We start from the raw sequence: 19750 nt of genomic DNA on the forward strand, positions 1-19750 counted from the left end.
TAGTTATTAGACTATAGAGAAGGGAGAGAGACTCCTTGTACGAATTAAATAATTTTGAATCTATTAAGATTTCCTTGGCATCTCCAGAAAAAATCAGACAGTGGTCGAAGGGAGAAGTGAAAAAACCTGAAACCATCAATTATAGAACCTTAAAGCCTGAAAAAGAAGGGTTGTTCTGTGAAAAGATTTTTGGTCCTACGAAGGATTGGGAATGCCATTGTGGCAAGTACAAAAGGGTACGCTATAAAGGGGTTGTATGTGATCGTTGCGGTGTTGAAGTTACGAAGTCTAAAGTAAGAAGAGAGAGGATGGGGCATATAGAGTTAGCCGCCCCAGTATCTCACATTTGGTATTTCAAAGGTATTCCTAGTAGAATGGGATTGCTATTAGACATGTCCCCGAGGTCACTGGAAAAAGTTCTTTACTTTGCAGCTTACATTGTTGTAGAACCAGGAGAAACGCCATTAACTGAAAAACAGATTTTGACAGAAAAAGAATATAGTGAAGCTGTTGAAAAGTACCGATTTGGTTTTAAGGCGGCGATGGGTGCGGAAGCTATAAAAGAAATACTAGCGAAAATTAATCTCGAAGAACTTTCAAAAGAACTAAAACACAAGTTGAAAGAAAGTACTGGACAAAAAAGAATTCGAACCATTAGACGTTTAGAAGTGGTGGAGGCCTTTAGACAATCTGGTAATAAACCAGAATGGATGATTTTAGATGTTGTTCCTGTAATACCACCTGACTTAAGACCAATGGTACAGTTAGATGGTGGTAGGTTTGCAACCTCCGACCTGAATGACCTATATAGAAGGGTAATTAATCGTAATAATCGTCTAAAAAGATTATTAGATTTAGGTGCTCCTGATATTATTGTTAGAAATGAAAAGAGGATGTTACAGGAAGCGGTAGATGCATTAATTGATAACGGTCGTAGAGGTAAGCCTGTTACTGGACCGGGGAATAGACCTTTAAAATCTCTTTCAGATATGCTAAAAGGGAAACAAGGACGTTTTAGACAAAACCTGCTAGGAAAGCGTGTAGACTATTCAGGGCGTTCGGTTATCGTTGTTGGACCAGAACTGCAATTCTACCAATGCGGGCTACCTAAAAAAATGGCGTTGGAATTATTCAAACCCTTTGTAATGAAAAAATTGGTTGAAAACAATTTCGCTCATAATATAAAAAGTGCTAAACGGATGGTGGAAAAGGTAAAACCAGAGGTTTGGGATGTACTAGAGGAAGTTATTAAAGAACATCCAGTTCTACTAAATAGAGCCCCTACCCTTCATAGATTAGGGATTCAAGCATTTGAGCCAGTTTTGGTAGAAGGTAAAGCTATAAAACTTCATCCATTAGTGTGTACAGCCTACAATGCTGACTTTGATGGTGACCAGATGGCGGTTCATGTACCATTATCCGTAGAAGCTCAGGCAGAAGCAAGATTTCTGATGCTATCTCCTAATAATATTTTAGCACCAAAGGATGGGCAGCCTATCACAACACCAACACAGGATATGGTTTTAGGAAGCTATTACCTTACTATCGAAGTGGCAGGTGTAAAAGGTGAAGGAATGATCTTCAAAGACTTTGAGGAGATGCTTATGGCCTATGCCACAGGAGTAGTAGACCTGCATGCAAGAGTAAAAGTGAGAAGGAAACTGAACCCAGAGGATACAGGCAAGCTAGTAGAAAGTACTGTTGGCAGGTTCATTTTCAATGAAAAAATGCCTCAAAATTTAGGGTTTGTAGACCGTACTCAGGATTTATACTCCTTAGAGGTAGACTTCCTGTGTGATAAGAAAGCTCTTGGAAAAGTAATTGACAAGTGTTTTAGAAAGCATGGAAACACCCTTACCTCTATTATGTTAGATTATATCAAGCAAATGGGCTTCCAATACTCCACAAGAGGAGCTGTTACCATTGCGGTAAGTGACATGGAGGTTCCAGAGGAAAAGGCGGAATTTATTTCCCAAGCAGAGGAAACTGTTGATAAATATGAAAAAGCCTTTAGAAGAGGGCTGATTTCAGATGAAGAAAGATATGAAAAGGTTATTGAAACATGGACAGCTACAACTGAAAAGGTTACAGATGCCTTAATGGCAGGCTTAGATCAATTGAATAATGTCTTTATTATGGCTCATTCAGGTGCTAGAGGTAGTAAAAATCAGATTAGACAGCTGGGAGGAATGAGGGGCTTAATGGCCAACGCTACTGGACATACAGTAGAAATGCCTATTAAATCCAACTTCCGTGAAGGCTTAACGGTATTAGAATATTTTATCTCTACCCATGGTGCTAGAAAAGGTCTTGCAGATACTGCCCTCAGAACTGCTGACTCAGGATATTTAACAAGAAGGCTCGTAGATGTTAGTCAGGATGTAATTATTCGAGAAATCGATTGTGGAACAACTGAGGGAATTGTTGCAGCTGCACTTAAAGATGGCAATGAAGTAATTGAAGAGCTTTATGATAGATTAGTAGGTAGACATGCATTAGAGGACATTCTTCATCCTGAAACTGGTGAAGTAATGGTAGCGAAAAATCATATGATTTCGGAAGAAGATGCTGAAAGAATTATTCAATCTGGCATGGAAAAAGTCAAAATCAGAACGATTTTAAATTGTAGTACCAAACATGGTGTATGTGCTACTTGTTACGGTAGAAACTTAGCTACCGGTGATCCTGTTCAAGTTGGTGAAGCGGTTGGAATTATTGCTGCTCAATCCATCGGAGAACCAGGAACACAGCTTACAATGAGAACCTTCCATACTGGTGGTGTAGCTGGTGCCGATATTACACAGGGTTTACCGAGGGTTGAAGAGTTGTTTGAGGCCAGAAAACCTAAGGGATTGGCTATCATCAGTGAAATCGGAGGAACTGTTGAAGTATCGGAAGTAAGAAGAAAACGTGAAGTTATTGTAAGAGACGGTTTAGAGGAAAGAAAATATGAAATTCCTTATAGCTCAAGAGTTAAAGTAAAACAAGGTCAAGTCATTGAAGCTGGAGATGAAATCACGGAAGGCTCAGTAAACCCACATGACATCTTAAAGATCAAAGGTGTAGAAGGTGTAGAAAACTATATTATTAAAGAGGTACAGCGAGTTTATCGTATGCAGGGTGTTGATATTAATGATAAGCATATTGAAGTGATTGTTCGTCAAATGTTGAGCAAGGCTAAAGTCGAGGATAATGGAGATACAGATTTACTACCAGGGGCATTGGAAACCATTTTTGCGTTAAAAGAAGTAAATCGTAAAACAGCAGAAGAAGGTAAAAAGGAAGCTGTGTATAAAGAAACTTTATTAGGTATTACAAAAGCTTCTTTGGCAACTGAATCCTTCTTATCGGCTGCATCTTTCCAGGAAACAACAAGAGTATTAACTGAAGCTGCTATCAAGGGTAAAGTAGATTACTTGATAGGTTTAAAGGAAAATGTAATTATTGGTAAACTGATTCCTGCTGGAACTGGAATGAAGAGGTACAAAAACATTGCTTTAAACACAGAAGAAGAAACGGTTGAAAACATCCAGGAGGAAGAAGAGGAATAAAAAAATAAATCAAGTGGCATATCATTACTTATTGGCAACAAATAAGTAGTTGACACTACTATTAACAAGTGTTAGAATATTAAAGTGTGTTATGCACAACGGTATTTTCAACAAAAGAGAGTAATTATGCTTTAAAAGTTGACTTTTTTAACTGGGAGATTTTTAAATCTCCCAGATTCTTAAAAAAGGAGGATACTTTTATGTTAGATTCTTTGCAGCAATCTAATAAAGTCATTGGTATTAAACAAACCAATAAGGCTTTAAACCAAGACAAAGTCAAAACCCTTTATCTAGCAGAGGATGCGGAAGCACATCTAATAGAAAAATTAAAGGATATTGCTAGTAAAAAAAATATAGAAATTATTTATGTAGATTCTATGAAGAAACTTGGAAAAGCCTGTGGCATTGATGTTAGTGCAGCAACTGCAGCAGTGCTGAAATCATGATTTATTTATACTAACTTAGGCAAAGACATTTTATCTTCTAATAGATAAATGTTTTTCTATGTTTACAGCTATTATTGGAAGGAGGTGCAATAAATGCCAACAATTAGCCAATTAGTACGTAAAGGCAGAGCAGAAATTCAAGAAAAATCAACAGCTCCTGCCCTACAAAAAGGTTTCAACTCCTTAAGAAGAGTAGCTACTGATAAAAGCTCTCCACAAAAAAGAGGAGTATGTACTTCTGTTAAAACTGTTACACCTAAAAAGCCTAACTCTGCTTTAAGAAAAGTAGCTAGGGTAAGACTTACAAATGGTATTGAGGTAACAGCTTACATTCCTGGAATTGGTCATAACCTTCAAGAACACAGTGTTGTTCTAATCAGAGGTGGAAGAGTAAAAGACTTACCAGGGGTTAGATATCATATTGTAAGAGGAACATTAGATACAGCAGGTGTAGCTAACAGACAACAAGCAAGATCGAAGTATGGTGCAAAGAGACCTAAGAAAAAATAGATAAAAGACGTCGGAGCGATGATGCATATATAATAAAGCATTGAAAAACGCACGACGACAATCTAATTTTGGTTGTCGAGTACCGATGAACAATTTCATTCATTGAGGAGGGAAGAAAAGTGCCAAGAAAAGGTAATGTACCAAAAAGAGAAGTATTGCCAGATCCTATGTATGGTAGTAAAATGGTTACAAAGTTAATCAATGGTATCATGGTAGATGGTAAAAAGGGAACAGCTCAAAAGATTGTTTATGATGCTTTTGAAATGATTCAAGAAAAAACAGGAACTGAACCATTAGAGGTTTTTGATAAAGCTATGAACAATATCATGCCAGTTTTAGAAGTTAAAGCACGTCGTGTGGGTGGCGCTAACTATCAAGTACCAATAGAAGTAAGACCTGATAGAAGAGAGACATTAGGTATCAGATGGTTAACAGGTTACTCAAGAAAAAGAGGCGAAAAAGGTATGACAGAAAGATTAGCTAAAGAAATCATGGATGCAGCTAACAATGCAGGGGCATCTGTTAAGAAGAGAGAAGATACACATAAAATGGCGGAAGCAAACAAAGCATTCGCACACTATAGATGGTAAAAAAATGTTTAATATAGTAGTTTTTGGATATGCTAATGAATATTAGTTGCTAAAAATCACTGTAAAACTTTTCGTTTCCTATGGAAGGAGGATCACAGTGGCCAGGCAGTTTCCACTAGAAAAAACAAGAAACATTGGTATTATGGCTCATATTGATGCCGGTAAAACAACAACTACAGAGAGAATATTGTTTTATGCAGGCAGAATAAGAAAATTAGGTGAAACCCATGAGGGTGCATCACAAATGGACTGGATGGAACAAGAAAAAGAAAGAGGTATTACTATTACCTCTGCTGCTACAACCTGTCAATGGCAGGAACATAGAATTAACATCATAGATACACCAGGGCACGTGGACTTCACTGTTGAAGTGGAACGTTCCTTAAGAGTGCTAGATGGTTCTGTAGCAGTTTTTTGTGCTAAAGGTGGTGTTGAACCACAGTCCGAAACCGTTTGGAGACAAGCGGATAAATATAGAGTACCAAGAATGGCTTTTGTTAATAAAATGGATATTTTAGGTGCTGATTTCTTTCAAGCAATAAAAATGATGAAAGAAAGACTGGGTGCTAACGCTATTCCTATCCAATTGCCAATCGGTGCTGAAGATACATTTAGAGGGATTATTGACTTAGTGAAGATGAATGCTATCATGTACAAAGATGATCTTGGTCAAGATGTTGAAATTACAGCTATTCCTGAAGAAATGATGGATGTTGCTAACGAATACCGAGAAATCTTAGTAGAAGCAGTAGCTGAAACAGATGAAGAATTAATGATGCGTTATTTAGAAGGAGAAGAACTAACAGAAGAGGATATCATAAACGGTATCAGAAGAGGTACGATTGCTACGCAAATGACACCTGTAACATGTGGTTCTTCCTATAAAAACAAAGGCGTCCAACGTCTGTTAGATGCTATTGTAGCCTATATGCCATCACCTTTAGATATTCCAGCTATTAAAGGAGTTTCTGAAGATGGAGAACAAGATATAGAGAGACATGCAGATGATAGCGAACCATTTTCAGCATTAGCTTTTAAAATTATGGCCGATCCATATGTAGGAAAACTAGCTTTTTTCAGAGTATATTCGGGAAAGCTTGAATCTGGTTCTTATATCCTAAACTCTACAAAGGGTAAAAAGGAAAGAATTGGACGTATTCTACAAATGCATGCCAATACAAGAGAAGAAATTACTATAGTATATGCAGGGGATATTGCAGCAGCAGTAGGCTTAAAGGATACAACTACAGGAGACACTTTGTGTGATCCTAATAATGTTGTTGTTCTGGAATCGATGGAATTTCCCGAGCCTGTTATCCATGTTGCTGTTGAACCCAAGACAAAAGCTGGGCAAGAAAAAATGGGTATCGCACTTCAAAAGCTTGCTGAGGAAGACCCAACCTTTAAAACCTACACTGACGAAGACACTGGTCAAACGATTATAGCAGGCATGGGCGAGCTTCACCTTGAAATTATCGTAGACAGGATGCTAAGAGAATTTAAAGTAGAAGCGAATGTAGGTAAGCCTCAGGTTGCTTATAAAGAAACCATTACCCAAACAGTAGAAGTTGAAGGGAAATACGCTCGTCAATCTGGTGGACGTGGACAATATGGACACGTTAAAATCCGTATGTTCCCACAAGAACCAGGTCAAGGCTATTCCTTTGATAACAAAGTTGTTGGAGGAGCTATTCCTAGAGAATACATTCCTGCAGTTGATGCTGGCATTCAAGAAGCCATGAAAAATGGTGTATTGGCTGGATATGAAACGGTTGACTTCAAAGTAGAACTTTATGATGGTTCTTACCATGAGGTTGACTCATCTGAAATGGCCTTTAAAATTGCTGGATCTATGGCTTTTAAAGAAGGTATCAAGAAGGGTAAACCAGCACTTTTAGAACCGTATATGAGGGTAGAGGTAACAACTCCTGAAGATTATATGGGAGACGTTATGGGTGATTTAAACTCAAGACGTGGGAAAATCGAAGGTATGGAGCCAAGAACAGGTGGAGTACAAGTGATTAGATCTCATGTACCATTATCCGAAATGTTTGGTTATGCAACAGATTTACGTTCAAAAACACAAGGTCGTGCGGTGTACTCTATGCACTTCAGTCATTTTGAACAAGTTCCAGCAAGCATTGCTGAAAAAATTGTAGCTGGAAGACAATAGGCACTGTAATTGGATGGCAGATACATGTTTTATAACCAATAGGAAATTATAAACTGCACTTAATTGTGAATAAGTTATAATTTCCGTTATTGGTTTCAACAAAGTCATTCTTTCAATCTTCTAAAGGAAGACTTTGTTATGTCTGCTGTGCAATCTTTATAAAAACTACTTAAATAGTGCTATAATAAGTTTTTAAAACTTTTAAAATGAGGAGGAGAAAAAAATGGCAAAAGCAAAATATGAAAGAACGAAACCCCATGTAAACATAGGAACAATAGGACACGTTGACCATGGTAAAACAACATTAACAGCAGCAATCACAATCACATTAAACAAGAGATTCGGAACAGGATCGGCAGTAGCTTTTGATATGATTGATAAAGCACCAGAAGAAAGAGAAAGAGGTATTACAATTTCAACAGCGCACGTTGAATATGAGACACCAAACAGACACTATGCACACGTAGACTGCCCAGGTCATGCTGACTATGTAAAGAACATGATTACAGGAGCAGCACAAATGGACGGAGCGATTCTAGTAGTATCAGCAGCGGACGGTCCAATGCCACAAACAAGAGAGCATATCCTATTATCAAGACAAGTAGGTGTACCATATATTGTAGTATTCATGAACAAATGTGATATGGTAGACGATGAAGAATTATTAGAATTAGTAGAAATGGAAATTAGAGATTTATTAAATGCATACGAATTCCCAGGAGATGACACACCAGTAATCAAAGGATCAGCATTACAAGCGTTAAATGATCCAGACGGTCCATGGGCAGACAAAATTGTAGAAATGTTTGAAGTGGTAGATGAATACATTCCAGAACCAGAAAGAGCGATTGACAGACCATTCTTAATGCCAGTAGAGGACGTATTCTCTATTACAGGAAGAGGAACAGTAGCAACAGGAAGAGTAGAAAGAGGCGTAGTAAAAGTACAAGAAGAAGTAGAGTTAGTAGGATTAGCAGAAGCATCAAGAAAGCTAGTAGTAACAGGAGTAGAAATGTTTAGAAAACTACTAGACCAAGCACAAGCAGGAGACAATGTAGGAGTATTATTAAGAGGTATTCAAAGAACAGAGATCGAAAGAGGACAAGTATTAGCAAAGCCTGGTACAATTAAGCCACATACAAAGTTTATGGCAGAAGTATACGTATTAAAGAAAGAAGAAGGTGGAAGACATACACCATTCTTTGATGGATACAGGCCACAATTTTACTTTAGAACAACAGACGTAACAGGAAGTATCAAGTTACCAGAAGGTGTAGAAATGGTAATGCCAGGAGACAACATTACAATGGAAATCGAATTAATCAGCCCAATCGCTACAGAAGAAGGTTTAAGATTCGCTATCCGTGAAGGTGGAAGAACTGTAGGCGCTGGCGTAGTTGCTTCTATTATTGAATAACACACTTTGAGCAGATAACCGCAATCTTTGATTGCACGTTAGTCGCTTATACAAGGTGAAATTGAATTTAGAAGAAGAGTTTTTCTCTTCTTCTAAATTTGCATGTAGACGAGAATTATAAAAGTTAGAAAAAACCTAATATAATGTTGAAAATAGGGTTGATATTTATTACTAGATGTTATAAAATATACTAGTGTCTGTTGACACGTTATTTTAGTAGGCGATGAAGCGAAAGGTTGCTCAATAGGGAAATTTTCGTGGAGAAGTGTCTAGATCTAAGAATCGGGCGACAAGACTACGATTCACTGTTTTTTTTAAAAATCTCAACACACCCGGAACAGTGTATCAGGAGTCTAGGTCGTACGTAAAAAGAAATCACGTGCGATGAAAGGGAGGGAAAGTAAATGGCAACAGCTAAAGCTAAACAAAAAATCAGAATCAGATTAAAGGCGTATGATCACAAAGTATTAGATCAATCAGCTGAAAAAATTGTAGAAACTGCTAAAAGAAGTGGAGCCGAAGTTTCAGGACCAGTTCCATTACCAACAGAAAAGCAAATCATTACTATATTAAGAGCAGTTCACAAATACAAAGATTCAAGAGAACAGTTTGAGATGAGAACCCATAAAAGATTGGTTGATATCTTAAATCCAACACCTAAAACAGTTGACGCATTAATGCGATTAGACTTACCAGCAGGTGTAGATATTGAAATTAAGTTATAGTAAGTAATTGATTAACTAAGATAAAGAGATGAGTGTCATCCTATCTTAGTATGATTATGTAAAAATGCATAATCCGCTGTAAGATTAATAGGAGGTGTAATAGTATGAAGGGCATAATGGGTAGAAAAGTTGGCATGACCCAAGTTTTTAATGCGGAAGGTTTAGTAGTGCCTGTAACAGTTATTGAAGTAGAGCCTAACGTAGTAGCGCAGATTAAGACAGTTGAAACAGATGGTTATAACGCTGTTCAAATAGGGTTTGACACATTGAGAGAAAAGAATGTTAACAAACCTTTAAAAGGACACTTTGAAAAAGCGGGCGTATCTGCTAAAAGAAAATTGCAGGAATTTAGAGTGGAAAATCCAGCAGACTTTACTATAGGGCAAGAAATCAAAGCTGATCTTTTTGAAGCAGGAGAAAAAGTAGATATCACTGGAGTTTCTAAAGGCAAAGGGTTCCAAGGGGTTATTAAAAGACATAACCAAAGTAGAGGACCAGAAACTCACGGTTCTAGATACCACAGAAGACCTGGATCAATGGGAGCATCATCCTATCCAGCTAAAGTATTCAAAGGTAAAAAATTACCTGGACATATGGGTGCAGTACAAGTTACTGTACAAAATCTAGAGGTAGTAAAGGTGGATATTGAAAGAAATGCACTTTTAGTAAAAGGTGCTGTGCCAGGTCCTAGAAAAGGATTAGTAACGATTAAACAAACGATAAAACAAGGAAAATAATCTAACTGCAGAAAGGAGGATTTACTATGCCTAAAGTAGCTGTATACAATGTATCTGGAGAACAGGTAAGCGAAATAGAGTTAAAAGAAAGTGTGTTTGGGATAGAAGTAAATGAGCATGTACTTTACGAAGTTGTAAAAAACCAACTAGCAAATAAAAGACAAGGAACACAGTCTGCAAAAACTAGAGCGGAAGTAAGAGGTGGCGGTAGAAAGCCATGGAGACAAAAAGGAACAGGTCGTGCGCGACATGGTAGCATTCGTTCACCACTATGGGTTGGCGGTGGCGTTACCTTTGCACCAAAACCAAGAGACTATAGCTATACATTACCAAAGAAAGTAAGAAGACTTGCAATGAAGTCAGCACTTACTTCAAAAGTAAATAGCCAAGAAATCATTGTTTTAGACGAATTAAGCTTAGATGCACCAAAAACAAAAGAAATGGCTAGCATTTTAAAGAACTTGAAGGTAGAAAAGAAAGCCTTGATTGTAATGGGAGACAAAAACGATGCTGTAATCAGATCAGCTAGAAATATCCCAGGAATTGAGACAGCTTCTGTGAATACTTTAAATGTATATGACATCTTAAAATATGATAAATTTATCATTACAAAAGATGCGGTTCAAAAAGTGGAGGAGGTGTACGCATAATGACAAATCCACATGATGTTGTTATTAGGCCATTAGTAACAGAGCATAGCATGGCTGATATTGCCGATAAAAAGTATGCTTTTGTTGTAGATAGAAAAGCCAATAAAACTGAAATCAGAAAAGCAATAGAGAAAATTTTTGGTGTGAAAGTAGAAAAAGTGAACACTGTCAACATGAAGGGCAAGGTCAAAAGAATGGGAAAAAATGTTGGCAAGAGACCTGATTGGAAAAAAGCATATGTAACATTAACTCAAGAAAGCAAAGATATCGAATTATTCGAAGGAATGTAATGATCGATTTGTAATACGAAGGAGGGAAACAGCAATGGCTATTAGAAAGTTCAGACCTACTTCACCAGCTAGAAGACAAATGACGGTTTCTACATTTGAAGAAATTACAAACGTGGAGCCGGAGAAGTCTTTACTTGAAACCCTTACTAAATCTGGTGGTAGAAATGCTCAAGGTAAAATAACCATACGCCATAGAGGCGGTGGTATGAAAAGAAAATATAGAATCATTGACTTCAAAAGAAATAAAGATGGTATTCCAGCAAAGGTTGCAACCATCGAATACGACCCAAATAGATCTGCAAATATTGCGTTATTACACTATGTAGATGGGGAAAAGAGATATATTATCGCTCCAAATCATTTACAGGTTGGAGATATGGTAGAATCCGGTGAAAATGCAGATATTAAAGTAGGAAATGCTTTACCATTAAAAAACATTCCAGTGGGTACAATAGTTCACAATATCGAAATGAAGCCAGGTAAAGGCGGACAAATCGCAAGAGCTGCTGGTAACTCAGCTCAATTAATGGCTAAGGAAGGTAAATATGCGTTATTGAGATTACCTTCAGGAGAGATCAGACAAATCATTATTGACTGTAAAGCTACCGTTGGAGAAGTTGGAAACCTGGAACATGAGAACATTACTATCGGTAAAGCTGGTAGAAAAAGACATATGGGTATCAGACCTACAGTTAGAGGTTCTGCCATGAACCCGAATGACCATCCACACGGGGGTGGGGAAGGTAGATCACCTATCGGAAGACCTTCACCAGTTACACCATGGGGCAAACCAACTCTTGGATACAAAACTCGTGACAAGAAGAAGGCTTCAAACAAATTTATTGTCTCAAGAAGAAAGAAATAATTTAGCGGGGTAGCTAAAATAGATTGAAGAGACGCAAACTTTTGAAGGGAGGAAAAGTAATGGGTAGATCACTGAAAAAAGGACCTTTTATTCATTCAGGTCTATTAAAGAAAGTGGAAGAGATGAATGATAAAGGAGAAAAGAAAGTAGTCAAAACATGGTCAAGAGCATCTACTATTTTTCCACAAATGATCGGACATACAATTGCTGTTCATGATGGCAAAAGACATGTTCCTGTATATGTGACAGAAGATATGGTAGGACATAAGTTAGGCGAGTTCGCTCCTACTAGAACCTATAGAGGACATGATGATAACGATAAAACAACAAAGAGAAAGTAGTGACCTCTTTGACTTTGTGGAATGATATAATTGTTTGATCTAGATATATGAAAGGAGGTTATTTCATGGAAGCAAAAGCAATCGCAAGATTTGTTAGAATCGCTCCTAGAAAAGCTCAATTAGTTGCAGATTTAGTTAGAGGGAAAAAAGTTGATGAAGCTTTAGCAATATTGAAATACACACCTAAGGCAGCAGCTCCAATCGTAGAAAAAGTTGTAAAATCAGCTTTAGCAAATGCTGAGAACAACTATAATATGGATAGAGATAATTTATATGTAGCAGATATTTACGCAGATCAAGGACCTACTATGAAACGTTTCAGACCAAGAGCTATGGGTCGTGCTACTACGATTAGAAAGAGAACAAGTCATATTGGTGTTGTGTTAAAAGAAAAATAGGATTTAAGGAGGGAAAATAATGGGTCAAAAGGTGAGTCCACACGGATTGAGAGTAGGTATCATCAAAGATTGGGACACCAAATGGTATGCCAACAAAAAAGATTTTTCGAACCTACTTGTTGAAGACCATAAAATCCGTAAGTTCGTTAAAAAGAAACTATTTGTTTCTGGAATTTCTAGAATCGAAATTGAAAGAGCGGCCAACAACCGAGTTAAGATAAATATCCATACTGCTAAACCAGGAATGGTTATTGGCAAAGGTGGTCAAGGTGTTGAAGAATTAAAAAAAGATTTAGAAAAGCTAACAAAGAAGCAAGTTGCTGTAAATGTAGTAGAAGTAAAAACACCTGAAGCGGACGCTCAATTAGTAGCTGAAAATATTGCTTTCTCATTGGAAAGAAGGGTTTCCTTTAGAAGAGCAATGAAACAAGCTATGCAAAGAGCTATGCGTTCTGGTGCAAAAGGGATCAAAGTATTGACATCAGGAAGACTTGGTGGGGCAGAAATGGCACGTTCAGAAGGTTACAATCAAGGAAATGTTCCATTACACACCTTAAGAGCTGATATCGATTATGGTTTTGCTGAAGCAATGACAACCTATGGAAAACTAGGTGTAAAGGTTTGGATTTATAAAGGTGAGATATTACCTGCAAGAAAAGTTGTGAATAAAGCGGAAGTAAGTGAAAATACAGAGAAAAAGTAACAGTTATGCCTTGAAGGAAGGAGGAATAGCGCATGTTAATGCCTAAAAGAGTAAAACGCCGTAGAGTGCATAGAGGTAAAATGTCAGGTGAAGCTACTAGAGGAAACAAAGTTTCCTATGGTGAATATGGAATTATGGCTATGGAACCAGCATGGATTACCTCTAATCAAATAGAAGCTGCTCGTATTGCTATGACAAGATCCATTAAAAGAGGGGGTAAAGTTTGGATTAAAATATTCCCTCATAAACCTGTAACAAAGAAACCTGCTGAAACTCGTATGGGTGCTGGTAAAGGTTCACCAGAGTTTTGGGTAGCTGTAGTTAAACCAGGTAGAGTGATGTTTGAAATAGCTGGAGTATCAGAAGAAAAAGCAAGAGAAGCTATGAGATTAGCTATTCATAAATTACCAATCAAATGTAAATTTGTAACACGTCAAGAATTAGAAGTAAAGGGTGGTGAAGCTGATGAAAGCTAATACATTAAGAGATATGACAGATGTAGAATTAAATCAAAAATTAGCTGATTCAAAAAGTGAATTATTTAACTTGCGTTTCCAATTAGCGACAGGCCAGCTTGAAAACCCTTTGACAATCAGAAATGTTCGTAAGGATATTGCGAGAATCAAAACCATCATTAGAGAACGGGAAATCAGAAAATAAATTCACAGTGAATTATGATGTAGGTAGGAAGGGAGGCCAAACTCGTGGAAAGAGGAACTAGAAAGATTAGAACAGGTCGTGTAGTAAGCGATAAAATGGATAAAACAATCGTAGTTTTAGTAGAGGATTTTGTTCGTCATCCTTTATACGGAAAAGCAGTTAAAAGAACCACTAAATATAAGGCACATGATGAAATGAATGAGTGCCAAACAGGCGATAAAGTTAGAATTATGGAAACCAGACCATTGTCTAAGGACAAAAGATGGAGACTTGTAAAAATCATCGAGAAGGTTCAATAGAATAGGATGAAAAAGGAGGTATCCCTATGATTCAACAGGAATCAAGGCTTGCAGTTGCAGACAACTCAGGTGCAAAGGAATTGCTTTGTATCCGTGTACTAGGTGGAACAAAAAGAAGATATGCCAGAATAGGTGACGTAATCATCTGTTCAGTTAAAAGTGCAACACCAGGCGGAGTTGTCAAAAAAGGTCAAGTCGTAAAAGCAGTTGTAGTTAGAACAAAAGCTTCTGTTAGACGGAAAGATGGATTCTATATCCGTTTTGATGAAAATGCAGCAGTTGTTATAAAAGATGATAAACAACCAGTAGGTACACGTATCTTTGGACCAGTGGCTAGAGAATTAAGAGACAAAGAATTTATGAAAATTGTTTCCCTAGCTCCAGAAGTATTATAAACGAGGAGGTGTTACGGATGCGTATCAAGAAAGGTGACACGGTAGTAGTTATATCTGGAAAAGATAAAACGAAAAAAGGTAAAGTGCTACAAGTACTTCCTAAAGAAAATAGAGTCATTGTTGAAGGCGTAAATATGGTGACAAAGCACCAAAAGCCAAATCCTAGAACGCAACAGGGTGGAATTATTCGTCAAGAAGCCCCAATCAATGCATCGAATGTGATGGTTTTTGATAAAAAAGCTAACCAAGGTGTTAGAGTAGGATATCAAATTCTTCAAAACGGTGAAAAAGTTAGAGTAAGTAAAAAGACTGGCGAAGTATTAGACTAAGGTTAAGAAGGGAGGTAAGTCTAGTAATGGCTAGATTAAAAGATAAATTCAAAAATGAAGTTGCACCAGCGATGATGGAAAAGTTTGGTTACGATAACGTAATGCAAATTCCTAAACTAGAAAAAGTTGTGATTAACATGGGACTTGGTGATGAAAAGGATAACCCTAAGGGGATCGAAGTAGCTGTAAAGGAATTAGCTACAATTGCGGGACAAAAACCTGTGATCACAAAGGCAAAGAAATCAGTTTCTAACTTTAAAGTTCGTGAGGGTATGTCTATAGGCGCCAAAGTTACATTAAGAGGCGAAAAGATGTACGAATTTGTAGATAGATTATTAAACATTGCTTTACCAAGGGTAAGAGACTTTAGAGGTGTAAGCACTAAAGCTTTTGACGGCAGAGGTAATTATGCTTTAGGTATCAAAGAACAATTAATATTCCCAGAAATAGAATACGATAAAGTAGACAAAGTAAGGGGAATGGATATTATCTTTGTAACCACCGCCAAAACAGATGAAGAGAGTCGTGAATTGTTGAAATTAATGGGAATGCCTTTCGTAAAATAATTAAGGAGGTAAACGTAGTGGCAAAACAATCTCTAAAAGTAAAGCAAGAAAGAAAACAAAAATATAAGACAAGAGAATATACAAGATGTAAAATTTGTGGAAGACCACATGCTTATCTTAGAAAATTCGGTATATGCCGTATCTGTTTTAGAGAATTAGCCTACAAAGGTCAAATACCAGGTGTTAGAAAAGCAAGCTGGTAAAAATGGGAAGGAGGTATAGGTTATGACGATGACAGATCCAATTGCAGATATGCTTACTCGCATTAGAAATGCCAGTGCAGTTAAACATGAAACAGTTGATATTCCAGCTTCTAATATGAAGAAGGAAATTGCAAATATTCTTTTAGAAGAAGGTTTTGTAAAAGGTTTTGACGTGATTGAGGACGGCAAACAAGGTATTATTAGAATGCAATTAAAGTTTGGAAAGAACAATGAAAAAGTTATTACGGGTATTAAACGTATTTCCAAACCAGGTTTAAGAGTTTATGCGAAAAAAGATGAAATTCCAAGAGTTTTAGGTGGCTTAGGAATAGCAATTATTTCTACATCTAAAGGAATTACTACAGATAAAATTGCTAGAAAAGAAGGCGTTGGCGGAGAGGTTATTGCTTACATCTGGTAATTGTAATAACTTTAAAGGAGGTGCAAATATGTCAAGGATAGGTGTAAAGCCAATTGAGTTACCACAAGGAGTAGAAATAAACATTGATGCAAATAATGTTGTAACTGTTAAAGGTCCAAATGGAACTTTATCAGAACAAATTCATAGAGATATGGCTATTAAAAAGGAAGAAACTTTGCTTGTTGTTGAAAGACCAACAGATAACAAAAAACACAAATCTTTACACGGTTTATCAAGAACACTTATTTCCAATATGGTTGATGGAGTAGTTAAAGGATACGAAAAGAAACTGCAATTAATTGGTGTTGGATATAAAGCAAATAAACAAGGAAACAAGCTGGTACTAAACCTAGGTTTTTCTCACCCAGTAGAAATGGTGGATCCAGAAGGTGTAACAACAGAAGTACCTTCTCAAACTGAAATCCTTGTTAAAGGAATCGACAAACAAAAAGTAGGAAATTACGCAGCGAAAATTCGTGAACTAAGAAAACCTGAACCTTATAAAGGAAAGGGTATTAGATACTCAGATGAAATCGTAAGACGTAAGGAAGGTAAGACTGGTAAGTAATAGAAAGGAGTGAAACACGGTGTTCAAGAAGGTAAGCAAAAACCTTACAAGACAGAAAAGACACTTCAGAGTTCGGAGCAAAGTTTCTGGAACAGCTGAACGTCCAAGATTAAATGTATATAGAAGCTTAACTAATATGTATGCTCAAATCATCAACGATGAAAATGGGCAGACAATAGCAGCTGCTTCTACTTTAGATAAAGAAATCAAAGGCGAAGGTCAAGCTACAGGCAACAAAGATGCTGCTAAACTAGTTGGAGAATTAGTTGCTAAGAGAGCTTTAGAAAAAGGCATAAAATCTGTAACATTTGACCGTGGTGGATACATTTATCACGGAAGAGTGAAAGCATTGGCAGAAGGTGCAAGAGAAGCCGGACTTGACTTTTAATAAGAAGGAGGGAAATACATGCTAGGCAAGCGTATAGACGGTAGTCAACTTGATTTAAAGGAACAAGTTGTTGACATAAGACGTGTTACCAAGGTTGTAAAGGGTGGTAGAAACTTCAGATTTGCTGCTTTGGTAGTAGTTGGAGACGAAAACGGACATGTTGGAGTAGGTAGTGGTAAAGCAATGGAGATTCCAGATGCTATCAGAAAAGGCATCCAAGATGCTAAGAAAAACCTAATCAAAGTTCCGATTGTGAAGACAACAATTCCTCATGAAGTAATTGGACATTTTGGCGCTGGTAATGTATTAATTATGCCTGCAAGAGAAGGTACAGGTATTATTGCTGGCGGACCAGTTCGTGCGGTATTAGAGTTAGCAGGTGTGAAGGATGTAAGAGCGAAATCTTTAGGAACAAATAACTCTAGAAATATGGTAAATGCTACAATGGATGGCTTAAGAAATTTAAAAAGAGCAGAGGATGTAGCTAGACTAAGAGGCAAATCCATAGAAGAACTCTTAGGTTAGGAGGAAAAACACTATGGCAAACTTAAATATTAAATTAGCAAAAAGTGTAATTGGTTCTTTACCAAAACAAAGAAAAACAGTAGAAGCTTTAGGCTTAACAAAGGTTGGGCAAACTGTTGAAAAACCAGACAATGCACAAGTACGAGGTATGATTGAAAAAGTTAAACACTTAGTAGAAGTTGTAGAAGCATAATTAAGGAGGTGTAAAGATGAAGTTACATGAACTTAGACCTGCTGAAGGTGCTGTGAGAAAGACAAAGAGAAAAGGTAGAGGTACTGGTAGCGGCCTTGGCAAAACTGCAGGAAGAGGTAGTAATGGTCAAAATTCCCGTAGCGGCGGGGGTGTTAGAATAGGTTTTGAAGGGGGCCAAATGCCTCTTGTAAGACGTATTCCAAAGCGTGGATTTACAAATATCTTCAAAAAACAATTTGCAGTTGTAAACATTGAAGATTTAAATAAATTTGATAATGGAACAGAGATTACTGCACAATTTCTTAAAGAAGTAGGCATGATTAAAAAAATAGAAAAAGACGGCTTAAAGATTCTAGGCAATGGCAATTTAGAAAAAAGCTTAAATGTGAAAGCTCAAAAATTCACACAATCAGCTGTTGAAAAAATTGAAGCCGCTGGTGGAAAAGTAGAGGTGATCTAAGGTGATATCTACTCTGAAAAATGCTTGGAAAATCCCTGATTTGAGAAGTAGAATACTGTACACCTTTATGATGCTGCTTGTATTTAGACTAGGTTCTGTTATACCAGTACCAGGTATAAATATTGATTATGTTCGAAATATCGTTGAAAATGCCGGATTACTAGCAATGTTTGATATGTTTTCCGGTGGTGCTTTTGGAAATATGACAATTTTTGCATTGAGTATTACACCTTACATTACTGCTTCTATTATTATGCAGCTTTTAACAATAGCTATACCTAGCTTAGAAGAGTTAGCAAAAGAAGGAGAAGAAGGCAGAAAGAAAATTGCTCAATATACAAGATATGGAACAGTAATTCTTGCTTTAATCCAAGCAACGGGAATTAGTGTTGGTTTGTTTAGAGGAGCATTGATTTCAAGGGATGCTTTCAGTATCGTTGTTGTTGTATTAACACTAACTGCAGGTACAGCCTTTTTAATGTGGTTAGGAGAGCAAATTACAGAAAAAGGAATCGGAAACGGTATTTCCTTAATCATCTTTGCTGGTATTGTATCTAGAATCCCTGACGGTGTATATAGAACCTATGCATTAACAAGACAAGGAGAAGTTTCTATTTTTGCTATCATTGCATTTGTTGTTATTGCAATTGCAATTATTGCAGGAGTAGTAGCCATTCAAGAGGGTACAAGAAAAATACCGGTACAATACGCAAAAAGAGTTGTAGGTAGAAAAATGTATGGCGGGCAAAGCTCTCATATTCCATTAAAAGTAAATCAATCAGGAGTTATTCCTGTAATCTTTGCTATGTCACTATTGGCTTTCCCACAAACAATTGCTTATTTCTTTGGCGAAACGAGTGGCTTTGCATTATTTGTGGCTAGATGGTTATCCCCAGGTGGAAGACCAGGCATATTTATCTATAATATACTTGCTGCACTGCTAATTATTTTCTTCACATACTTCTATACAGCGGTTACTTTTAATCCTGTTGAAGTAGCTACAAATATGAAGAAAAATGGGGGCTTTATTCCAGGAATTCGTCCTGGCAAACCAACTTCTGACTATTTAACAAAGGTATTAAATAGAATAACATTAGCTGGAGCAATTTTCTTAGCATTTATTGCTGTATTACCAACAATATTTCTTAATTTATTAGGCATGCCTATTGCTTTCGGTGGTACTGCCATACTAATTGTTGTTGGGGTAGCATTAGAAACTATGAAACAAGTAGAAGCACAGATGTTAATGAGACATTATCAAGGATTTTTAAAATAGCTAGTAAATAGGTATTTGTCATGGGGATTTTTCCCCATGATATCATCAAATACTATGCCGGGAGATGGTAA

28 protein-coding genes are annotated in these 19750 nt (G+C 37.0%); all 28 read left to right on the forward strand.

Translation table 11 applies throughout. The features are described 5' to 3' along the window. The first annotated feature begins 35 nt into the window (after positions 1–35). The 28 genes from rpoC to secY all read left to right on the forward strand — a co-directional run bounded on the left by rpoC (position 36) and on the right by secY (position 19679). Positions 36–3551 (forward strand): DNA-directed RNA polymerase subunit beta', encoded by a 3516-nt coding sequence (gene rpoC / locus CHB72_RS10925; protein ID WP_089282907.1) that lies wholly within the window; start codon positions 36–38, stop codon positions 3549–3551. Positions 3552–3751: 200 nt separating this feature from the next. Then, positions 3752–3997 carry a ribosomal L7Ae/L30e/S12e/Gadd45 family protein gene (locus CHB72_RS10930; protein WP_089282908.1) on the forward strand — a complete coding sequence of 82 codons (246 nt, stop codon included), beginning with the start codon at positions 3752–3754 and terminating at the stop codon, positions 3995–3997. A gap of 93 nt (positions 3998–4090) precedes the next feature. Next, entirely contained in the window at positions 4091–4507 is a 417-nt protein-coding gene (rpsL, locus tag CHB72_RS10935; protein WP_089282909.1) for a 30S ribosomal protein S12, read from the forward strand. A 119-nt stretch (positions 4508–4626) separates the two neighbouring features. Then, on the forward strand, positions 4627–5097 hold the full coding sequence (gene rpsG / locus CHB72_RS10940; protein ID WP_089282910.1) for a 30S ribosomal protein S7: 471 nt from the start codon (positions 4627–4629) through the stop codon (positions 5095–5097). Between the two features lie 97 nt (positions 5098–5194). Then, complete coding sequence (gene fusA, locus CHB72_RS10945; protein ID WP_089282911.1) at positions 5195–7270, forward strand: elongation factor G; 2076 nt, start codon at positions 5195–5197, stop codon at positions 7268–7270. Between the two features lie 223 nt (positions 7271–7493). Next, positions 7494–8687: an elongation factor Tu gene (gene tuf, locus CHB72_RS10950; protein WP_089282912.1), complete on the forward strand. Its 1194-nt coding sequence runs from the start codon at positions 7494–7496 to the stop codon at positions 8685–8687. A 404-nt stretch (positions 8688–9091) separates the two neighbouring features. Then, complete coding sequence (gene rpsJ, locus CHB72_RS10955; protein ID WP_089282913.1) at positions 9092–9412, forward strand: 30S ribosomal protein S10; 321 nt, start codon at positions 9092–9094, stop codon at positions 9410–9412. Positions 9413–9516: 104 nt separating this feature from the next. Further along, the gene (gene rplC, locus CHB72_RS10960; protein WP_089282914.1) at positions 9517–10149 is read left to right on the forward strand and encodes a 50S ribosomal protein L3; all 633 of its coding nucleotides are present in this window, start codon (positions 9517–9519) and stop codon (positions 10147–10149) included. Positions 10150–10175: 26 nt separating this feature from the next. After that, positions 10176–10799, forward strand: coding sequence for a 50S ribosomal protein L4 (gene rplD / locus CHB72_RS10965; RefSeq protein ID WP_089282915.1), 624 nt, complete (start codon positions 10176–10178; stop codon positions 10797–10799). Next, a complete protein-coding gene (gene rplW, locus CHB72_RS10970) occupies positions 10799–11089 on the forward strand; it encodes a 50S ribosomal protein L23 (RefSeq protein ID WP_089282916.1) in 291 nt (96 codons plus the stop codon). Before rplD ends, rplW begins: the two co-directional genes overlap by 1 nt. Positions 11090–11123: 34 nt before the next feature. Further along, the gene (gene rplB / locus CHB72_RS10975) at positions 11124–11954 is read left to right on the forward strand and encodes a 50S ribosomal protein L2 (RefSeq protein WP_089282917.1); all 831 of its coding nucleotides are present in this window, start codon (positions 11124–11126) and stop codon (positions 11952–11954) included. Between the two features lie 59 nt (positions 11955–12013). Then, complete coding sequence (rpsS, locus tag CHB72_RS10980; protein ID WP_089282918.1) at positions 12014–12295, forward strand: 30S ribosomal protein S19; 282 nt, start codon at positions 12014–12016, stop codon at positions 12293–12295. 65 nt (positions 12296–12360) lie between these two features. Then, the gene (rplV, locus tag CHB72_RS10985) at positions 12361–12693 is read left to right on the forward strand and encodes a 50S ribosomal protein L22 (RefSeq protein ID WP_089282919.1); all 333 of its coding nucleotides are present in this window, start codon (positions 12361–12363) and stop codon (positions 12691–12693) included. Between the two features lie 19 nt (positions 12694–12712). Continuing rightward, positions 12713–13396, forward strand: a complete 684-nt coding sequence (gene rpsC, locus CHB72_RS10990) for a 30S ribosomal protein S3 (protein ID WP_089282920.1) — start codon at positions 12713–12715, stop codon at positions 13394–13396. Positions 13397–13428: 32 nt separating this feature from the next. After that, the gene (gene rplP, locus CHB72_RS10995; RefSeq protein WP_089282921.1) at positions 13429–13872 is read left to right on the forward strand and encodes a 50S ribosomal protein L16; all 444 of its coding nucleotides are present in this window, start codon (positions 13429–13431) and stop codon (positions 13870–13872) included. Beyond that, positions 13862–14056, forward strand: a complete 195-nt coding sequence (gene rpmC, locus CHB72_RS11000; RefSeq protein ID WP_089282922.1) for a 50S ribosomal protein L29 — start codon at positions 13862–13864, stop codon at positions 14054–14056. Before rplP ends, rpmC begins: the two co-directional genes overlap by 11 nt. Positions 14057–14100: 44 nt before the next feature. Beyond that, positions 14101–14355, forward strand: a complete 255-nt coding sequence (rpsQ, locus tag CHB72_RS11005; RefSeq protein WP_089282923.1) for a 30S ribosomal protein S17 — start codon at positions 14101–14103, stop codon at positions 14353–14355. Positions 14356–14381: 26 nt separating this feature from the next. Then, positions 14382–14750 (forward strand): 50S ribosomal protein L14, encoded by a 369-nt coding sequence (gene rplN, locus CHB72_RS11010; protein WP_089282924.1) that lies wholly within the window; start codon positions 14382–14384, stop codon positions 14748–14750. Positions 14751–14767: 17 nt separating this feature from the next. Further along, the gene (gene rplX, locus CHB72_RS11015; protein WP_089282925.1) at positions 14768–15079 is read left to right on the forward strand and encodes a 50S ribosomal protein L24; all 312 of its coding nucleotides are present in this window, start codon (positions 14768–14770) and stop codon (positions 15077–15079) included. Positions 15080–15105: 26 nt separating this feature from the next. Continuing rightward, a complete protein-coding gene (rplE, locus tag CHB72_RS11020) occupies positions 15106–15645 on the forward strand; it encodes a 50S ribosomal protein L5 (RefSeq protein ID WP_089282926.1) in 540 nt (179 codons plus the stop codon). 17 nt (positions 15646–15662) lie between these two features. Continuing rightward, a complete protein-coding gene (locus CHB72_RS11025; RefSeq protein WP_089282927.1) occupies positions 15663–15848 on the forward strand; it encodes a type Z 30S ribosomal protein S14 in 186 nt (61 codons plus the stop codon). 22 nt (positions 15849–15870) lie between these two features. Further along, positions 15871–16269, forward strand: coding sequence for a 30S ribosomal protein S8 (rpsH, locus tag CHB72_RS11030; RefSeq protein WP_089282928.1), 399 nt, complete (start codon positions 15871–15873; stop codon positions 16267–16269). A gap of 28 nt (positions 16270–16297) precedes the next feature. Continuing rightward, the gene (gene rplF, locus CHB72_RS11035; protein WP_089282929.1) at positions 16298–16837 is read left to right on the forward strand and encodes a 50S ribosomal protein L6; all 540 of its coding nucleotides are present in this window, start codon (positions 16298–16300) and stop codon (positions 16835–16837) included. Between the two features lie 19 nt (positions 16838–16856). Continuing rightward, the gene (gene rplR, locus CHB72_RS11040; protein WP_089282930.1) at positions 16857–17225 is read left to right on the forward strand and encodes a 50S ribosomal protein L18; all 369 of its coding nucleotides are present in this window, start codon (positions 16857–16859) and stop codon (positions 17223–17225) included. 18 nt (positions 17226–17243) lie between these two features. Then, positions 17244–17750, forward strand: coding sequence for a 30S ribosomal protein S5 (rpsE, locus tag CHB72_RS11045; RefSeq protein WP_089282931.1), 507 nt, complete (start codon positions 17244–17246; stop codon positions 17748–17750). Positions 17751–17763: 13 nt separating this feature from the next. Then, complete coding sequence (gene rpmD, locus CHB72_RS11050; RefSeq protein ID WP_089282932.1) at positions 17764–17943, forward strand: 50S ribosomal protein L30; 180 nt, start codon at positions 17764–17766, stop codon at positions 17941–17943. A 16-nt stretch (positions 17944–17959) separates the two neighbouring features. Further along, entirely contained in the window at positions 17960–18403 is a 444-nt protein-coding gene (gene rplO / locus CHB72_RS11055) for a 50S ribosomal protein L15 (RefSeq protein ID WP_089282933.1), read from the forward strand. A gap of 1 nt (position 18404) precedes the next feature. Next, positions 18405–19679 carry a preprotein translocase subunit SecY gene (secY, locus tag CHB72_RS11060; protein ID WP_089282934.1) on the forward strand — a complete coding sequence of 425 codons (1275 nt, stop codon included), beginning with the start codon at positions 18405–18407 and terminating at the stop codon, positions 19677–19679. The last annotated feature ends 71 nt before the right edge of the window (positions 19680–19750 follow it).

The sequence above is a fragment of the Anaerovirgula multivorans genome (assembly GCF_900188145.1).
Classification (GTDB): domain Bacteria; phylum Bacillota; class Clostridia; order Peptostreptococcales; family Natronincolaceae; genus Anaerovirgula; species Anaerovirgula multivorans.

Coding starts and splice junctions, on each gene's coding strand:
- CHB72_RS10930 (WP_089282908.1), top strand. CDS start 3,752: ATGTTAGATTCTTTGCAGCAATCTAATAAAGTCATTGGTATTAAACAA.
- rpsL (WP_089282909.1), top strand. CDS start 4,091: ATGCCAACAATTAGCCAATTAGTACGTAAAGGCAGAGCAGAAATTCAA.
- tuf (WP_089282912.1), top strand. CDS start 7,494: ATGGCAAAAGCAAAATATGAAAGAACGAAACCCCATGTAAACATAGGA.
- rpsJ (WP_089282913.1), top strand. CDS start 9,092: ATGGCAACAGCTAAAGCTAAACAAAAAATCAGAATCAGATTAAAGGCG.
- rplC (WP_089282914.1), top strand. CDS start 9,517: ATGAAGGGCATAATGGGTAGAAAAGTTGGCATGACCCAAGTTTTTAAT.
- rplD (WP_089282915.1), top strand. CDS start 10,176: ATGCCTAAAGTAGCTGTATACAATGTATCTGGAGAACAGGTAAGCGAA.
- rplW (WP_089282916.1), top strand. CDS start 10,799: ATGACAAATCCACATGATGTTGTTATTAGGCCATTAGTAACAGAGCAT.
- rplB (WP_089282917.1), top strand. CDS start 11,124: ATGGCTATTAGAAAGTTCAGACCTACTTCACCAGCTAGAAGACAAATG.
- rpsS (WP_089282918.1), top strand. CDS start 12,014: ATGGGTAGATCACTGAAAAAAGGACCTTTTATTCATTCAGGTCTATTA.
- rplV (WP_089282919.1), top strand. CDS start 12,361: ATGGAAGCAAAAGCAATCGCAAGATTTGTTAGAATCGCTCCTAGAAAA.
- rpsC (WP_089282920.1), top strand. CDS start 12,713: ATGGGTCAAAAGGTGAGTCCACACGGATTGAGAGTAGGTATCATCAAA.
- rplP (WP_089282921.1), top strand. CDS start 13,429: ATGTTAATGCCTAAAAGAGTAAAACGCCGTAGAGTGCATAGAGGTAAA.
- rpmC (WP_089282922.1), top strand. CDS start 13,862: ATGAAAGCTAATACATTAAGAGATATGACAGATGTAGAATTAAATCAA.
- rplN (WP_089282924.1), top strand. CDS start 14,382: ATGATTCAACAGGAATCAAGGCTTGCAGTTGCAGACAACTCAGGTGCA.
- rplX (WP_089282925.1), top strand. CDS start 14,768: ATGCGTATCAAGAAAGGTGACACGGTAGTAGTTATATCTGGAAAAGAT.
- rplE (WP_089282926.1), top strand. CDS start 15,106: ATGGCTAGATTAAAAGATAAATTCAAAAATGAAGTTGCACCAGCGATG.
- rpsH (WP_089282928.1), top strand. CDS start 15,871: ATGACGATGACAGATCCAATTGCAGATATGCTTACTCGCATTAGAAAT.
- rplF (WP_089282929.1), top strand. CDS start 16,298: ATGTCAAGGATAGGTGTAAAGCCAATTGAGTTACCACAAGGAGTAGAA.
- rpsE (WP_089282931.1), top strand. CDS start 17,244: ATGCTAGGCAAGCGTATAGACGGTAGTCAACTTGATTTAAAGGAACAA.
- rpmD (WP_089282932.1), top strand. CDS start 17,764: ATGGCAAACTTAAATATTAAATTAGCAAAAAGTGTAATTGGTTCTTTA.
- rplO (WP_089282933.1), top strand. CDS start 17,960: ATGAAGTTACATGAACTTAGACCTGCTGAAGGTGCTGTGAGAAAGACA.